The organism is Nocardia sp. NPDC003183 (assembly GCF_053590715.1).
Genome location: NZ_JBSFTG010000001.1, coordinates 672963 through 687833, shown reverse-complemented (window position 1 = coordinate 687833; position 14871 = coordinate 672963). Strand labels below are relative to the sequence as shown.

13 protein-coding genes, 1 tRNA gene and 1 pseudogene are annotated in these 14871 nt (G+C 63.9%); 7 read left to right on the top strand and 8 right to left on the bottom strand.

Annotated elements, in window-relative coordinates; translation table 11 throughout:
* Positions 1-277: 277 nt before the first annotated feature.
* The 3 genes from ACWDXS_RS03095 to ACWDXS_RS03085 form a co-directional block, all read right to left on the bottom strand.
* Positions 278-1219 (bottom strand): SDR family oxidoreductase, encoded by a 942-nt coding sequence (locus ACWDXS_RS03095; protein ID WP_449961392.1) that lies wholly within the window; start codon positions 1217-1219, stop codon positions 278-280.
* Between the two features lie 52 nt (positions 1220-1271).
* Positions 1272-1895 (bottom strand): NADPH-dependent F420 reductase, encoded by a 624-nt coding sequence (locus ACWDXS_RS03090; protein WP_449961389.1) that lies wholly within the window; start codon positions 1893-1895, stop codon positions 1272-1274.
* Between the two features lie 113 nt (positions 1896-2008).
* Positions 2009-2743: an SDR family NAD(P)-dependent oxidoreductase gene (locus ACWDXS_RS03085; protein WP_379218653.1), complete on the bottom strand. Its 735-nt coding sequence runs from the start codon at positions 2741-2743 to the stop codon at positions 2009-2011.
* A gap of 226 nt (positions 2744-2969) precedes the next feature.
* Between ACWDXS_RS03085 and ACWDXS_RS03080 the strand changes: the two genes are divergently transcribed.
* Entirely contained in the window at positions 2970-3881 is a 912-nt protein-coding gene (locus ACWDXS_RS03080; protein WP_449961386.1) for a LysR family transcriptional regulator, read from the top strand.
* Positions 3882-4035: 154 nt separating this feature from the next.
* Here ACWDXS_RS03080 and ACWDXS_RS03075 read toward each other — a convergent pair whose 3' ends face one another.
* Complete coding sequence (locus ACWDXS_RS03075; protein ID WP_449961383.1) at positions 4036-4779, bottom strand: hypothetical protein; 744 nt, start codon at positions 4777-4779, stop codon at positions 4036-4038.
* 81 nt (positions 4780-4860) lie between these two features.
* Between ACWDXS_RS03075 and ACWDXS_RS03070 the strand changes: the two genes are divergently transcribed.
* Positions 4861-5247: a hypothetical protein gene (locus tag ACWDXS_RS03070; RefSeq protein ID WP_449961381.1), complete on the top strand. Its 387-nt coding sequence runs from the start codon at positions 4861-4863 to the stop codon at positions 5245-5247.
* Between the two features lie 86 nt (positions 5248-5333).
* Positions 5334-5726 carry a hypothetical protein gene (locus tag ACWDXS_RS03065; RefSeq protein WP_378990417.1) on the top strand — a complete coding sequence of 131 codons (393 nt, stop codon included), beginning with the start codon at positions 5334-5336 and terminating at the stop codon, positions 5724-5726.
* Positions 5727-5820: 94 nt separating this feature from the next.
* Here ACWDXS_RS03065 and ACWDXS_RS03060 read toward each other — a convergent pair whose 3' ends face one another.
* Positions 5821-6792 carry a DUF6670 family protein gene (locus ACWDXS_RS03060; protein WP_378990419.1) on the bottom strand — a complete coding sequence of 324 codons (972 nt, stop codon included), beginning with the start codon at positions 6790-6792 and terminating at the stop codon, positions 5821-5823.
* A 523-nt stretch (positions 6793-7315) separates the two neighbouring features.
* Here ACWDXS_RS03060 and ACWDXS_RS03055 point away from each other — a divergent pair.
* Positions 7316-7400: transfer RNA gene (locus ACWDXS_RS03055), tRNA-Leu, on the top strand.
* 733 nt (positions 7401-8133) lie between these two features.
* On the opposite strand, the pseudogene ACWDXS_RS03050 reads toward ACWDXS_RS03055, so the two are convergent.
* Positions 8134-9042 (bottom strand): annotated as a pseudogene (locus ACWDXS_RS03050) (recombinase family protein); the annotation flags it as partial.
* An 857-nt stretch (positions 9043-9899) separates the two neighbouring features.
* Positions 9900-10028 carry a hypothetical protein gene (locus ACWDXS_RS03045; RefSeq protein ID WP_449961376.1) on the bottom strand — a complete coding sequence of 43 codons (129 nt, stop codon included), beginning with the start codon at positions 10026-10028 and terminating at the stop codon, positions 9900-9902.
* An 837-nt stretch (positions 10029-10865) separates the two neighbouring features.
* Between ACWDXS_RS03045 and ACWDXS_RS03040 the strand changes: the two genes are divergently transcribed.
* The 3 genes from ACWDXS_RS03040 (at position 10866) to ACWDXS_RS03030 (ending at position 14114) form a co-directional block, all read left to right on the top strand.
* Complete coding sequence (locus ACWDXS_RS03040; RefSeq protein WP_449961374.1) at positions 10866-11369, top strand: hypothetical protein; 504 nt, start codon at positions 10866-10868, stop codon at positions 11367-11369.
* Positions 11366-12277 (top strand): tyrosine-type recombinase/integrase, encoded by a 912-nt coding sequence (locus tag ACWDXS_RS03035; protein WP_449961371.1) that lies wholly within the window; start codon positions 11366-11368, stop codon positions 12275-12277. The genes ACWDXS_RS03040 and ACWDXS_RS03035 overlap by 4 nt, the downstream gene beginning before the upstream one ends.
* Positions 12278-13277: 1000 nt before the next feature.
* Entirely contained in the window at positions 13278-14114 is an 837-nt protein-coding gene (locus tag ACWDXS_RS03030) for a hypothetical protein (protein ID WP_449961369.1), read from the top strand.
* A 348-nt stretch (positions 14115-14462) separates the two neighbouring features.
* Here ACWDXS_RS03030 and ACWDXS_RS03025 read toward each other — a convergent pair whose 3' ends face one another.
* Positions 14463-14870: a hypothetical protein gene (locus ACWDXS_RS03025; protein WP_449961367.1), complete on the bottom strand. Its 408-nt coding sequence runs from the start codon at positions 14868-14870 to the stop codon at positions 14463-14465.
* Position 14871: the final 1 nt, after the last annotated feature.

Sequence of the window (14871 nt, the reverse complement as noted above, 5' to 3'; positions counted from 1 at the left end):
CTGCGCACCATCGCCAGACGGCACCCGACGCCGCCGCTCCGGCCATCGGGGGTGTTGAGGTGGTACCACTCGCTGGGGTGAGACGCTTGTTACGCACCCCTGCTCACGCCGGTCGGGTTGGAGCAAAATGGCGGGTGGAACAGCCTTTCCTGTCCTTTCACAACAGATTTCGATTTCCATGGATGCCCTGACTCAGCGGGTTGAAAGTCCGCGTCGCCACAGCGAACTCACGACTGCGCGTGAGTGCTGCCACCCGATCGTGTAGCAGTCCTTGTGATCAGGCTCCCTGCCCGGGGAAGTAATGGCCGTTGTCCAAATCGGCGAGCAGGCCGGGCTGAGCGGGTTCCCAGCCGAGGGTCCGGCGAGTGATGTGGTTGGACGCCGGGTAGCTCTGCGTGACTATGTTCGCGAGGAACCCGAAGTATCCCGGCACCATCAGCACGTCCGAGGGAATGCTCACGACAGGCAGGCCCAGTCGGCTGCCGATGGCCTCGGCGATATCCCGGAGTGGGATGGCCCCGTCCCCTACCGCGTGCCAGTATCTGCCGGCCGGCCCCTTCTCCAAAGCCAGGCGGAACACGGGGGCGATATCGCGGACGTGCACGGCGTTCCACAGGTTCGCGCCGTCTCCGGGGTAGCCGACGAAACCCTTCTCCTTCGCGAGCGCGATCAGCTGCACGAGGAACCCGCCACGATCGGTCGTGCTGTGCGCGATGTTGGCAAACCGCACGACCGAAGACCGCACTCCCTGCTCAGCGAGGTCGACTACGGCGGTTTCCACGACGTTGCGAACCCGCAGGGTGCCCTTGTACTCATCGCCGCCCGGAAGGGCCGGGTCCTCCTCGGTGGCCGGCCGGCCCAGGTTCCCGGCTGAGCCGATGCTCCCCGCCGCGACCAACGGCTTTCCGGTTCCCGCGAGTGCCTCGCCGTAGGCGAGGATGATCGGGAGTTCCGCGGCGGCCACGGCGTCGAGCCCGCCGGAGGGAAGCAGGTCTTGCCGGTGCGCAACGTGAATGACACCCTCGGAATCCGCGGCCGCGTCTTTGAGCCCGTCGAGATCCTCCAGGTCGCCGCGACGTACCTTCGCGCCGAGCGCGGACAGGGCCGCCGCGGCCGTGTCCGACCGGGCCAGGCCGGTGACCTCGTGCCCGGCGGTGACGAGTTCGGGGATGATGTACGAACCGGAATGGCCGGTCCCGCCAGTGACGAAAACGCGCATGTTATTGCTCCTTGTGCGTGATGCGGCGGAAGAAATGGCGGTGCGCGCCCACTCAGTCGGCGATGTCGACGCTGAGGGCGATGTCGAAGCTCCCCACGCCGTGGCGGGCCAGGCCCATCAGCAGCGGACCGACCCCTTCCAGCCAGCGCGCCATCTCGAGTCCGCCGACATCGAAGGGACGCAGTCCCAGGCTCTCGATGAACGCCGCCACGCCGGCCTTGGCCCGCGCGTCATCTCCGGCGAAGAACACGTCCAACGGACGGCCCTGGGCGATGATGTGACCGAAGACGGTGTTGAACGCCTTCACGACGTGCGCGCTCGCGGGGGCGGCCTCGGCGATCTCTTGCGCACCGGACGTACCGTCCGGAGTGACGAGCCCGGTGGCGTCGGCGTTGAAGGTATTGGTGATGTCGATGATCACCTTGCCGGCCAGTGCATCCCCGTACCGGGCGACGACCGATACCGCGCTGGTGTACGGCACGGCGAGGACGACGATGTCGCCGGCAGGGACGGTGCCGAATGTCCCGGCCGTGGCACCGCCGCCTAGCGCGGCAGCCAGGCCCTCGGCCTTGGCCGAGTCGCGGCCGAGGATCTGCACAATGTTGCCGCCGGCGACCGCGCGAGTGGCGATGGCGTGGGCCATGGTTCCCAGACCGATGAAACTGATGCTGCTCATGGATGTGTCCGTCCTTCTCTGATCTGAATCGAACTGCTCGGACCGGGGCTCAGCCGGTGAACTCGCCGACGCCGAGGGCGAAATCCCAGTGGCCTACCCCGTTGCCGTGTGGTTCAGATGGCGGTGGTGCCGCCGTCGGAGACCAGTTCCAGACCGTTGACATAGCTGGAGTCGTCGGACGCGAGAAATAGTGCGACGGTGGCGATTTCTTCTGGGCGGCCCATTTTCCCGCGGGGGATGAGCGACTCGAATTCGGCCCTGGTGGCCTCGTCGAACAATTCTTCTTGTTTGGCGGTGGCGACCTGACCCGGGGTCAGGACATTGACCCGGATCTTGCGGTCACGCAATTCGTTCAGCCAGACGCGGGCCCAAGCCTGTTGGACGGCTTTACTTCCGGCGTAGAGGCTCCAGCCGGGGAAGGCGCCGAGGGAGGCGTTGGATCCGGTCATGAAGATCGAGCCGTTGTCGTTGATCAGCGGCAGTGCCTTCTGCACCGTGAACAGGGTGCCGCGCGCATTGAGCCAGAAGGAGCGGTGGAACTGTTCCTCGGTGATCTCGCCGAGGACAGCGGGTTCGCCCGTCCCGGCGCTGGCCCACAGCACGTCGATCGAGCCCTTTTCCCGCTTGACGGTGTCGTACAGGCGGTCCAGGTCGTCCAGATCGGACGCATCACCCTGGACGGCGGTGACGCTGCGTCCGATCAGCTCGACGGCGGCGTCCAGCGCTTCCTGGCGCCGGGCCTGGATGAAGACGTGCGCTCCTTCCTCGACGAACAGTTTGGCGCCGGCCAGTGCCATGCCGGTGGATCCGCCGGTGATTACCGCTACCTTGCCATCGAGCTTTCCCACGATAACTCCCTTGAATTGATGGGTATCCGAAACAGTTCGGTTTTTTGTTGCGCTCGTCAATTCCGTCGAATGACGCGATGGAGGGGACTGATTACTGACGTGCGAATTCTGGTTCGATTCCGAATTCGCTTGCGCCCCATGAACGATGCCACTGGGTCGAGTTGGCGTCCAAGACCCATTTCAGCCGTGGTGATACCTTGGAGGCATCACCGGACCAGGAGGCGCCATGGATCTGGATCTGCGCAAGTTGCGCTACTTTGCCGCCGTCGCCGACAGGCTGCACTTCGGCCGCGCCGCCGATGAGCTGCACATCGCGCAGCCGGCGCTCAGTCGGCAGATCCGTGCGCTGGAATACGATCTCGGCGCAGAGCTGTTCACCAGAGATCGCCACGGCGTAGCGCTGACCGACGCGGGCCGACAACTGCTGGCCGACGCCGGTCCGCTGCTCGCCTCCGCGCACGCGGTCCGGCGCCGGGTGGCCGTCGCCGCCCGCGGCAGCCATCGGCTGGTGGTCGGCTTTCGGGCCGGCATTCCGGTCATCCCAGCGGCGCGGGCGTTCGAGGCTCAGCATCCGGACGTGGTCGTGGACGTGCAGCGAATGGAATGGGACGACCAGGCCCCGATGCTGCTCGACGGCCGCGTCGACGTCGGCTATGTGCGGCTGCCCATCAACGAGACCGGTCTGCGTCTGATTCAGCTCTACACCGAGCCGCTCATGGTGGTGCTGCCCGCCGATCACCGGTTGGCAGGCAAGGAGGAGGTCTCCGAGGCCGACCTGGCCGGTGAGCCCCTGATCTGGCATGCCGACGCGAGCACGCAGCCCACCACGCGCCCGCTCCCCGACTCAGGGCTTCGGGTGCGCGGTGTGGAGGAGAAGCTCGAGCACGTCGCGGCGGGCCGCGGAATCTCGTTCGTGGGGCGTTCGGAGACCGTGTTCTACTCACGTCCGGACATCAGCTACGTGCCCGTCCCGGATCTGGCGCCCGACCAGGTGTACCTCGCGATGGCGGCATCGCGCACCTCGCCGCTGGCCGACGACTTCTTCACCGCAGCTCAGGCGACGGCTGAGATCACGGCGGAATGCGGGAACTATGAAATGTGGCGGCGTCAAAGCGATGCGGTTTCACAGCACGGCTGAGCAGTCGCGTGCGCTCGGCAGCTGGTGGTCCGACGGCCCACTTCGCACCCCGCTCCGACGGCCGCAACTGCATCGTCGGCGGCAAACGGAGACTTCGCACCAATCCGATTCTCTGGCGCTGGGTGACCCGACCGAACGCTCCGGGTACGCAGCATCAGTGATCCGCCGGCTCGTCCATGGCTGAGGGTCGCATTGCATCGGCCAGTTCGCCGAGGTTCGCGAATCTCTTGCCCGGCACGGCCATTCGACCAGTCGGTTCGCCGTTGAGCCAGTACACGATCTTCTCGTCGTCAGGCTCGACGCCATACATCCAGCCCACCGCATCCGTGGCGCGCGCGAGCTCGGCGAAAATCCGATGGAACGCGGGGGAACGACCGAACAGGAAGTGCGTCGAGGTCGACCATGAGAAGACGCGTATCCGTGCGCACGAGGGGACGAGCCGACTGGCGAACTGGACCTTCAGTCGCACGTTGACCTGCGTTGTCCCAGTCGTGACGAGGGCGCCCCGCGCGAGTTGTTCCTCGGCGGTGAGTTCGAAGAGGTCCACCATCTCATCGGCGCTCAGATCGTCTCGGTAGCGGTAGAACTTCCCCTCGATCTCAGTGAACATGACCGACTCGAAAAGCTTGTACCGGTGGGCGATCTCCTCGTCGACGTCGACTCGCATCGCCAGCAAGAATTCGAGGTCGTTGCCACTCCTGCAATCGACGAACGACCGGTCGACGATTCCGCCAACGCGATAGGGCAGGTCCACTTGCCGTCGGTCGGGCAACAACACCTTCGTTGCGACCTGCAGCGGTCGAGCGGCTCGATCGGCCAATATCTGCAGTGCGTGCTCGACCTCCGCGGGCCGGACATAGATCTCGTAGTCGACTGCTGTTCCCACCGCACTCCCCACTCGAATCTCCCCGCCCATAATGAATCAGGTTCGACTGACTGTCATCCGAATTTTCATGGCAGCGATGAGGGGGAATCACACATGTCGAGGCACGATCGCGACGACGAACTGGCCCAATTCCTCACGAGCGTCGGCGCAGCCTGGTACGCGATCGCGTTGGACGAGATCATGGGGTGGGCGACAGCGATCGGGGGATTTCGCCCAGGCCGTGTCGGCGGCGAAGGCTACATCGTTCGAGGTGACGAGCTCGGGCCGGAGTTCGCCGACTGGATCCAGCACTGTGCGACTCACCCGGACGCACGCGACACCCTGACCATCGTCGTGTCAGATATCGCCCCTGATGTCGTAGCTCGCATCCAGATTCTCGGAGCACGCGCAACGACACAGGTGCCAACGCAGCAGGGGCGGGTGGTCATCGCCTATAACGAGGTGATTATCGAAACGGCGCGCCAGACACCGACGCCATGAGCTCGGAACCGTCGTCGTGGCGAAGTCGACGTTTCGCGAGGACACTGAGGAACGGAGCACCCAACTCGTCCCCAGGAGCAGATGCGATGGCTACCAATGAACCTTTCGGCATCGATCCGCAAGATTTCGAACGTGCGCTGCGTGAGGCAGGAACCGAACTGCGCGACCTGCTCGGAAAAGCTGGTGACTATCTGAGCCACGTCGATCGTGCCGACGTCGGTTCATTGACGTCGCTGTTCGGTCAGTTCTTCCAGCCGGAGCAGCCACGTCCGCCGATGCCAGAGGGCGAGACCACCGGCGACACCGGCAGCGGGGTGTGGGCGATCTTCAGCATTGACGACACCGGCCAGGCCAGCGTCGACCAGGTGTTTCCGACCGAGCTCGAGGCTTTACGCGCACATCGTGACAACACCGACGATCGCCGGCGGGTGCGGTTTCTGCCCTACGGGGTTCCGGCAAGCGTGTTGGACGCGCCCTGAGGGACCGGACAGCTCCACGGCGTCGCGCGACGCCGTGGATGCCGAATCGCGGTGAATTCTCAGGTCGAGACAACGATGCTGGAGTGTGCCGTTGTCACTGCCCCGGTTCGCAGTCGATCCACTCCAGGTAGCCGCTTCCCGTGACCGAACGTCGGCCCTGCCAGGTTCCTCGGTAGGTGTAGGCGCCGACATAGCCGCGGCCGTGCCCGTAGCGGAGCGGGCTGTCGACTTCGGCGTCGAATGTCAGGACCTCCGCACCCGCCGCATCGCGCACCCGCCAGCGCAGTTGTTGCGGGACGCGCATCGGGCGGCCGCGAGGATCGACCAGCGGTTTCGGCTGATAGGACAGAACCGTCATGGCGACGTCGTCGTACACCCGCGTTGTCCCGTCGACGCACCGCACATGCGCGAGCAGGCACGCGACCGCGCCGGCGGCGCGAACCTCGGTGAGCAGCACCTGCGTCGAACTGTCGAGGTTGATGATCTGGTAGGTGAAGAAGTCGACGGGGAGCTTGCGTTGTGTCGGAAGCGCCTGTGCCGTAACCGATTGCGGCGACATGCAACGGGCGTATTCGAACGTGCACAACGTCTGTTCGATGGCGACCGTGCCGGTCTTGTCGGTCAGGGTTCCGGTGGCGGTCGCGAACAGGCTGAGGTGGTCGTAGAAGGGGGTGCGGACGAACCACGAAACCTGGTCCGTTGCTCGGATATCGAGGCTCACGTCGAAATCGTCATACTGACCGCGGACGTGGAAATAGGGATACGCCCCGGTGATGCTGAGCTCGCGGCCCCAATCGAGACGGGAGCCGTCGTCGGCGAAAGAGCAGTCGCGTCCGGTGTCGTAGGCGCGGTAGTGGTGTTGCCCCTCGGCAGCAGTAGACGACAGGACGGTGGCCGTGTCGCGGGCGTCATCGGCGGCGAGGTAGTCGTTGTCGAAGGCCAGTGCACCAGTCGCGCCGATGAAGGTCATCGTGTTCAGGTAGCGGTGCGGGCCGGGTAGCTCGGGGAGGAACACTCCGTAGTGCGTCCATGCCCACCGCCGGGACTCGGCGTGCGGTCGCATCATCTCCGGTGTCCTGAACGGCCTGGTCGAATCCAGGACGCGCGAGTCGATTCGTGGCAGGACTGCGTCCAGTATCGGGCGTGCGAGACGATCGAGTACGCGCGATCGACGGTCGGCTGCGGGGTGCTGAGTGAATGCCGTGGGGTGTTCCATGAGCGCCATTGCTCCTTCGCTGGACGGCCGGGCCCGCGCCTGCCGGTGAGAGCCACATGTGTGTGTTACCGATAGTCACGGGTAGAATTGACTGATTGGTAAATTACGCTCGGGATTCCGAACCGTCAAGAGCGACCGAACGCTATCGGTCGGCCTCCCGACCTGGGCTACGCGATGGAGTGGTCGCTTCACGGTGGTCCAACCGGCACCTGGACGGCGCCGGGCGCAGACCAACGCCGAACCACACCGCGGACCCTCGGTATCCCTCGTCGGTCTGATCTCAGCGCCGAGTGCAGAACCTGAACAAACAGCAGGTCAGCTAGGCGATTTGGTTTCCGACGGCGCGTCGGATAATCTTTTGGCACACCAGCAAGTCCGGGTGGCGGAATGGCAGACGCGCTAGCTTGAGGTGCTAGTGCCCGTATTAGGGCGTGGGGGTTCAAGTCCCCCTCCGGACACGTTCTTTACGCACACGGATGGTATCGCTTCGGCGATCACCATCCGTGTGTTGTCGTTGTAGGTCAGTTTTACGCCGAGTTGTCGATATACCTGATGTTTGTCGGCGGGATCTGACCGGCGCAGGGCGTTGAGTAGTCCGCCCACGGAGCTGACTAAGGTTCTGATCTCGTCCCTGCTCATCAGTGAGTGTCCAGCTGTCTGCTGATCAAGCGCGGCAAGACGACTCTGGATGACGTGCTTCTCGCTGAGCACCTGATTGGTCCAAGAGGCCACGAGTTGTGGATCGGCCCCCGCTTCGAGCGCCTCCCGATAGGTTGCCAGTTTTCGGTTCTGCTCGGTCAGTAGCCGTCGAGTCACCTCGACTTCGGGATTGTGTTGTGTTCGGACGCTCTCGAGCATCTGCAGCGAGTGTTCGATCCGCTCCGGGGCGAAGGCTTGGGCGAGCCACTCGTCGACGGAGCCAACGATCTGCTCCTCGCGTAGGTAGACGGTCGGTGAGTGGTCGATCTTGTTGGCGATCGCGTACTCCGAGGGGTAGCGGCAGCGGTAGTAGGGCTTGTCGTGGTTCCAGTTGCCTTGCATCCGCCGGCCACAGGTTTCGTGGATTATGAGGCCCTTGTAGACGTAGGTGTGCTTACGTCGGGAGGTGACTCGTCCGGTTGTCTGAGGGCCGCGCGATTTAAGGAGAAGCTGTACTTGCTCGAATGCCGAGCGGTCGACGAGGGCCTCGTGTGCTGGCTGATCGGAGAAGACCCACTGATCCTTGGCGTTCCACGCCAAGTGTGTCTCGTGCCCCAAGGCGACGTCTTCGACGTCGATAAGTGATTCCTGCTTTCGTTGCTTGTTCCAAACCTCGTAGCCGGTGTAGCGGGGGTTGGTCAGGATTGCTCGGATCGCGCTTTTGGACCAGGCGATACCTGAGCGGTGACGGTTGCGCGCGGGGTCGTGAGCCGAAGGGCTAGCGATGTCATCGGCCGTCAGTTGCTGGGCTATGGCGAAAACACCCACACCAGACAGATATGTGGCGAAGATGCGTTGGACGACGGGCGCAGCGACGGGATCCGGTTCGAGACGGTGCAGCCTTTTGCCGTCGGCGGCTTTGCCCGGATGCGGATGCGGGCCGGCGTCGGCGAGTCGGTACCCGTATGGAGGTCGACCGCCGAGGTAGCGGCCTTCGACCCGCGCTTGTGCTGCCATGGCGGCGCGGACTCGGATCTTGATTCGGTTGCGTTCGCCTTTGGACATTCCACCGAAGACCGACATGATCATGTCGTGGGCTTCGGAGTCCGGGTCGATCTGGCCACCGACTTCGGGTACCCAGAGTTGGACGCCGTAGTGGACAAAGACGGGAAAGGTCAGGCCGAACTGGTTGCCGAAGAACGCGCGCTGAGGCTCTCCGATCACTACCGCGTCGAAGCCGCGGTCAGGGTTCTTGAGTAGCTCGAGAAGTCGGCTGGCCTGAGGTCGGCGCTTCCACGGGATCGAGCGAGATTGGCCGACATCGAAGAACTCGGCGACGACCTGGCCGTGGCGCTCGATCAACGCGTTGGCCCGCCCCAGTTGCCAGTTGCGGGAAGCTTCGGGGTCTTGTTGATCCTCTGTCGACACGCGTCCGGCGAACGCGAACCTGAGCTGAGTCATGATCTCTCCGAACTGTCGTCGTTTGGCGCTGAACGCGGGATTCGCTGCAGCAGCCGCAAAAGTGCAGCTGCTGCAGCAGCATTGAGAACGGGTAGGTCTCGAGGGGCGACGACCCGGACCGCGTCGGGATCGGCATCACCATCACGCTCGACCGGGCGGTTAGCCGGATCCGGCGAAGGGGGTTGACTGGAAGATGACATGACAGAACTCCTGTAACCCCTGTCAGCGGCTCTTCCACCGTCCATGAAACCTGAATTTTCGTCTGGGCGCCAGTCAATTCACACGATGCGACGAACGGTCGCTACTCGACTGGACGTTGATTAGCCCATCTTGTACCTGTCAAGCTCACGTCGCTTCTGCGGTCATCTACCGGACCGGCTGCGGGTCAGGGCATTTGCCCACCCCGGGTGTGCGCACGACACAAGGGTGCGGCCGCCATAACTCCGCGTAGTCTTCCACCAAGGGGCGTGCGCACGCGTCGAAGTTGCGTAGCCGCCGATAAAGTGCCCCCGACATAGGTGACACAGGTTCGCTCGGGCCACTACGTGGATGGCCGGACCGCAAAGCTCGTCTTCCCTAAGTTGGGTCGCGGCCAACCGGTCAACCGGATACTGCAAGACGCTGAATACCTATGTGCACACGGTCGTGCGCACACGCCTGTTGAGCCCTGCGCGCCGTGCGCACGCCGACAAGTCGATACTCCGTTCAGTCGATCCGCGTTTCGGTCAGCGCATCTGGATACGTCGGAGGGACTACTTCTCGTCGTCGCCCTAGGGTATGTCCGAGTGGCGAAGTCGTCGTTTCGCACGGACCTCATGCGCCGTGCCGTCACAGATTTGGTGGCCGAGCTCCCTCCCTCAGAGGAACTGCAGCGCGGGCAGCAATCGCATGCCGAGCACACTCTGCACACAGGTGCGCATCGGAAATTTCGGCAACGGCACCTGGCGCACACCACCGCCTGCTACTGCGGCACATGAGGTATCCAAACCATCGGACGCACCGTACACACGGCAGGCGAGGCACCAAACCGCCTCGCTGAAGCAATGTGCGATGCCCTCGAGGACACCGGATCCGAAAAGGTGCCGCCCCCACAGTCGACAACGGTTACGAAGATCCCGAACCCGAAGCCCGCCAGCTCGGCAACACCGCGCGATAGCCCAAGCGCACTACATCGACCGCCCAGAGACCGTCACCGACAAACCGTGAAATCTCAGAAAAGTGAACACTCGGCGAAGCCGCCACTTCGAACACAGACGGGAAGTAGGTGTCGGACTTCTTCGGCGCAGCCAGTGCAGCGCACAGGCGCCGAGCGACACATCTAGTGGCGGGATAGATGACTGGGTGGTCAGAAATGCCCCACAAAACCCCAGGTGGCGTGGGTCGAAGTCCCCTCTTGCGCACACTCATCACCCTTTTCGGGCAATTCCTATTCCAAATCGGTAACATTTCATCACTTGCGTCACAAATGCTCCAACTTGGCGTGCGCGAGTGAGCTACGAAACTGCTCGCGCACGAAGCACGGTTCTCCGCGCTCAGACTGGCCCGTGCCGCCGCTTCGCGTGAGCGAAGCGCGAGCAGACCCAGCATTGCAACCAACCCTGCCGGATTCGGGAACCAAACCAGCCCAACCACATTCGGACCGGCCACCACACTGCTGAACCCATCCGAGAGCCCCAAGCCGTGCAGCACTCGCGATGCCACGATCAACTGTCAAGAGCGCTCACACACCGCGTCCGCGGAGACGATCGGTGTCGAATACATCCGGACACGCCCATCTACCCGCATCCCAACACAGCAGCGGGCAACCAAGTTTCGGAGGAACCGTGCTCTCCATCCAGAACCCGGCACCCACACGCGGCTACCGTGGCGTCGCCTCGCCTGAGCGCATCGCCCCACCTCTCATCCCGTTCGGCACACGACAACCCATAGCACCCAACCGCTCCATGCCAGCACCACGCACCGCACCTGCTGCGACACCAACCCAGCGAACTCCGCTGACATATCGCACCGGGCAACTCGGACCAGCAGGCCGCATCCTCAACCGCGCCGTACTCGACACACTGTGCTGGGAACCAGGGACTCCCCTGGCAATCGAGATTGACGAATACCATCTGACAATCCGCCGTGACGAATCCGGCGAAACCCACGTCACGTCCAACCACTACTTCCGCGTACCCAACCGGCGACGCCTACAGGCCAACATCACCATCGGCGATCAGGTCCTGCTCGTCGCCGACCAATCCGCCGGGCAACTGAGAATCTATCCTCCATCAGCCTTGGACCACCTGTTCTCACCCGCCGTCACCGGTGTGGACACCACCCGATGAATACGCCCGCTCCCGCAACTCGCCCTGCTCTCGATACGGCACGCTCGGTCCTCGCCCATCTGGGCTTGACGCCCCACGACCTACTCGAGCTCCCCAGCAACGCCCCGACATTCGCGTGCGCTGTGCCCGAGCTGCGACCGACCCTGACCACCGGGACGCTGAGGACCTACAACACTCACCTGCGCAACCTCGAAACACTGTGGGCAGACCGGCCACTCGACGAACCGGCTACCGCCGAACTCACCCAGCTCGCCCAACACGCTCAAACCCACAGCCGCACACAACGAGGCACACGCAACGGCGCCAGCGCACGCGAGCACTTCGTCAGTGCCGTGCGCTGCCTCTACCGGTACGCCGAACACAACAAATGGATCCATCCCCACAACAACCCCGCCCGCACACTGATCATCCCCGCCCGCACACCGTCGCACCGCCACGCCATCCCACCGGAATACCTTCAACAAATCTGCGATACCGCCGCCACCACCGGCAACGATCCCGCGCTCGACTCCCTGCTGCTGCGCCTGCATACCGAAACTGCATGCCGCCGCCAGGGCGCACTGCGACTGCGCCCTGATGACCTCGACCCCCAGCACTGCCTCGTACGCCTCCGCGAAAAGGGCGACCACCGATGGCAGCCCGTGTCGCCCACCCTCATGAACCATCTCATATGCCACGGGACCCGACGCGGCAGCACCCCCGACACCCCGCTACTGCGCTTCGGCGACAAACGGCCCCTCACCTCCCGCCGCTACGACAACCTCTGGTCCAGACTGGCCGCCCACATCCCCTGGGTCGCCGCACAACAAGTCACCACACACTGGCTCAGGCACACCACCCTCACCTGGGTCGAACGCCACTACGGCTACGCCACCGCCCGTGCCTACGCCGGCCACACCACCCACTGACCTGGCACCACCACTACCTACGTCAAAGCCGACATCCACGAAATCGCGACCGCCCTGGCAACACTGACGCAGGAACCCCACCCACTCGCCATATCCCACTACCACGCCTAGAGGCGGCGATCGGGCCAGTCACTCCAGGTCTGCGGGCCGGGCCCGATCGCCGCCGCGATGAGATCGCGGACATCCCTTGCCCGACAAACCACAACAACGATGCGCGTCTTTCGTGGAAACCCAGGCTGAGGCTCTCGACTCGTGCGCGAACGTGCTCGTCTCGGCCGATCGATCGGCCGAGACGAGCCTTCCCCATTCACCCACGCGCCGCCGCCACGTCGCGGGGCGGTCCCACCCTATGCGGTTGGGTACCTCGATCACACGAGCCACGCTTCATCCGCCATCGCCGAGCGAGGAGGACTTTCACACGCGATGGCGAGCCGCACGCGTACATCCCTCTTCGCTCGCCCGCTATCGCCCGGAGGAAGCACTCGATTCGAGTACCGTCGGCGCTGTGCGGGTCTATGGGGCGGGCGAGCCGAAAGATCAGGACGCACGGTGGGGCATCCACCCATCCTGGACAACCGATCAGATTCAAAAATGAGGGGTTTCTGTGGTGGCGGGGCAAAAAACGTCAAATGCCCAGATACGAGAAGACCCCCTCCGAACCAGGTCAGAGGGGTTTCAACTGTCGGGCTGACAGGATTTGAACCTGCGACCACTTGGCGCGGGTTCCAATTGTCCAGAACCCACCCGTCAGTGCCCAATAGTGCTCAGCCCCAGGCTTTTTCACGAAACGGCCGTTCTCATCGATTCCCATGAGCCGAAACGGGCACTTGCCAGAGCCAGAACAATCCAGTGTGGTCTCGATCAAGGCTCGCTCTTCGTCGATCTCCAGGACTCGAAACTGCGAAACCCCACCCGCTCCGATCCGAACTAGGTCGTCTACCTAAATGTTCACCAGAATACTCGAACAGATGAGCGATACCGACACTATAGGCTCGTGATCATGAAGCGGCCGAACTGGAACCCTCCGTCGACCTTGGAAGAAGCGCTGGTTGCCGCGCGCGATTTTGCCTCGAATCCCAACACCCTCGTCCCGTACCGACACGACCTGCTCGAGAATGCCCACTACGGGCGAGGTTTCGCCTTCCTGCACACGATAGGGCGAGAGGACGGTGACACAGACGGCTACGTTCTGGTATCCACGGTCGGCTGCGGCAGCGGGCTCCTGTCGATTGCCGGGAAGACCATCGACTCAGTGATCGCCGAACACCTGGCACGAGCCGAGCATTCCCACCGCGACATCCCCGACCACGAACTCTCGGCCGCACATCGAGTGGCGATCGAGGCCTACGAGGGCGGCCTCACCCGCATCGATGACATGCCAGGCCGCGCGGCGATCGATGCCGAGACAGCCGACTACGCCGAGTTCGTTCTCATCCAACTGCGGCGCAGCCCCCATCGCGAAGACACTGCGCGAAGTATCCTCGCCCGCCACGATTTCCTGATGTCAGGCCCGGTCGCCGGACGTCGATACACCCAGCCCTGCCCGCGTTGCCAGCGACCGGCGATCTACCAGGAACGCTATCCCCGCGCGGTCTGCGGTGACTGCTATTACCGCACGACCGACAAGGCGGGCCGCCGGGTCACCGGCTTCAACACTCACCTGAGTGGCGGAATGATCGCCTACTACGCTGACACTCGCGAAAGCCCGGAGGGCTCCCCCGCGGAGGAATGCCTCGAGGTCAGCCGAAGCGGTGTGTGCTTCATCGACGGGCATCCCGCGACCATACAGGAGGGGCACTTCGGTGGGATCGTTGTCGAAATGGAGGATGGGGACTAGTAAGTCAGCGAAGGCTTCGATCGTGGGGACGATACGCGGTTCGACCCACTGTGCGATCGTGCGGGGTCTGGCCTCATCGGGATCGGCGTCGAACTTGCGGGCCTGGCGCTCGTGGTTGTTCAGAAAGCCGTCGACCGCCTGGGGAGTGACGCCGACCGAGCGCGCCATCCACGTTCCCCTCCCCGACGCCCGCAGCTTCACTCCCGCTGCGCGCCGACGGAAGTCCCAGTCAGGTCAGCTGCAGGCATGCTTGAGGCGATGCGTGGGCCAGCGCCTGTAGCTCAACGGACTGGTCGTCGAGACCAGGCGCGCAGCCGGTGACGTCTCAACCTAGCGTGCCGACCCGGGTTAGAGCCCCGCTGATCCGGTCGACGGTTTTGTCGCGGGTACGTCCACGGTGTAATCAGCGCCTCTGACCTGGTCCGGTGAGGTGTGCGAGGTTCCGCAGAAACCGCTGAGCCGGTACCTACCCGCTGCCAACCCCGAACGCACAGGGTGGATGGTCGCGCCCGCGCTCGCAGTGCCAGCGGGGTTGTGTTCGGCGAATTCATGGACCGACCCATCGACGGCGATCACCGCCCAACAGACTCCCGATGAATTCGGGTTGGTGATCGTCGCGGTGATCGCGTCCTCGCCGGTGGCGACAAACGCCAATTGGGGTGGCTGATAGGATTCGGCCGCAGCGGTGACGGGCGTGGCGAGGACACCAGCGACCGCGAGGGCGAGCGAGGCGGACGCAAGTCTGAATGTGGTCATT